This is a genomic window from Mogibacterium kristiansenii (assembly GCF_009695905.1).
GTDB classification, from domain to species: domain Bacteria; phylum Bacillota; class Clostridia; order Peptostreptococcales; family Anaerovoracaceae; genus Mogibacterium_A; species Mogibacterium_A kristiansenii.
This window is the reverse complement of sequence record NZ_VUNA01000040.1, coordinates 1-1653: the sequence shown is the minus strand read 5'-3', so window position 1 is coordinate 1653 and position 1653 is coordinate 1. Positions and strand designations below refer to the sequence as shown.

The following is a 1653-nucleotide window of genomic DNA, read 5'->3' as shown; positions in this document are numbered from 1 at the left end:
GGTTCTTCACGAATTTTTGTGGGATTAAAATCGAAATAAATAATTAGGCATTGAAAAAGAGCATTGGATGCTTCATTCTAAGTAGTAGCGAACAAACTTACGAAAGGACTGCAATCCAATGCTCTTTTTCAATAGTATAACAAATCTCTTTTCTAATCAACAGTTCAAATGCGAATCCTATGAATATGACGATGAAACGAATTCAAAGATATTCCGTGTGGAAAGCATGCAAGAAACCAGAGCTGTCAGATGCCCTCTTTGTGGTGGAAAAGTCCATATACAAGGCAATCCAACAATTAAACTTAGGGATATGCCTGTTGAACCGGGAACCCCTCTTAAATTGAGAGTACGTTTTCATAGATATGAATGTCAGTCTTGTGGCAATACCTTCAACGAAGACATCGACCTCAAATACCCTGGAACAAGAGTGACATGGAAAGCTGCGCTATGGATTAAGGCACTGCTCAAACTTAACATGACGGTTAAGGCTGTGAGTTTACTGACCGACATACATTGGGGAACTATCTCGAAGATTCACAAGGAACTCATGGACGATGAACTGGAAAAGCGCAAGGCAAAACTTGAGACAGACGGTTACAAACCAAAGCATCTTGCGGTTGATGAATTTGCAATTCATAAAGGTCACACCTATGCAACCTGTGTCATGGATCTTGATGAGGGCGATGTGCTTTGGGTTGGGAAAGGTCGAGCAATAAACGACTTTCGTAAATTCTTCGAAGAAATCGATATGAAATACTTGGCTGAAGTTGAGGCCGTGGCAATGGACATGAATGCATCCTACAACAGACTTGTAGAAGAATATCTGCCGCACGCGGCAATAGTATATGATCGTTACCATATGCAGGCGCAGTATGGCAAAGAGGTTCTGGGTTCCGTCAGACTCGAAGAAGCTGCACGACACCAAAAATTTGCCAATGAGATTGAATCACAGATTACTAAAGATATGGACAAAGCTACGGTAAAAGAACTCCGCAATAAAGCAAAGTCCGAGCGAAAGCTATACAGAAAGCTCAAAAAGAGTCGCTGGAATATTCTAAAAAAATCCACTAATCTCAGTGAGGATTCTGCAGAAGATCTGGCTGACATACTGGACGATCACAAGGCGCTTTCGATTTGCTATGCGATGAAGGAAGAGATGTGCGGTTTATTCGAACTTAGTAATCCTGTCCTTGCAGAGATAATGTGGGAAGAATGGTTTACAGTTGCCAAGGAAAGCGGAATACCGCAGCTGGAAAAATTCGCAAAACTCAAGGAAAAACGTCTTCATGGACTAATTGCTCATGCCACTCATCCTATTAACACAGGAAAACTGGAAGGTTTCAATAACAAGATTAAAGTAGCAAAGAGAATTGGCTATGGATACAGAAACGATGACTACTTCTTTGCTCTTGTAAAGTACATCTCGCTTCCTCAAAACCGTAAGAAGTAGTGAATTTAATACGAAAAATTAATGATAGTAGTACCGCTCGCTCTCCTTTGAGCTCACGGGGAATGTCATCCGAGCGACGCACGCTCTATAGCTGCGAGGACAATACCTGCAAAAAAGTCCTCGCAGCGCGGGTCGCTCGGGGCATTCCAATTAAAAATGAGGGATAGTTTCAAATAACTATCCCACAAAAATTCGTGAAGAGC

The 1653-nt window shown here is 41.7% G+C and carries 1 protein-coding gene; it reads left to right on the top strand.

What is annotated here, in order from left to right; genetic code table 11:
* The first annotated feature begins 118 nt into the window (after nt 1–118).
* A complete protein-coding gene (locus FYJ65_RS09450) occupies nt 119–1450 on the top strand; it encodes an ISL3 family transposase (RefSeq protein WP_154555074.1) in 1332 nt (443 codons plus the stop codon).
* The last annotated feature ends 203 nt before the right edge of the window (nt 1451–1653 follow it).

What these genes read in the sequence shown, in the direction of transcription:
- FYJ65_RS09450 (WP_154555074.1), top strand. Translation starts at nt 119, where the DNA reads ATGCTCTTTTTCAATAGTATAACAAATCTCTTTTCTAATCAACAGTTC.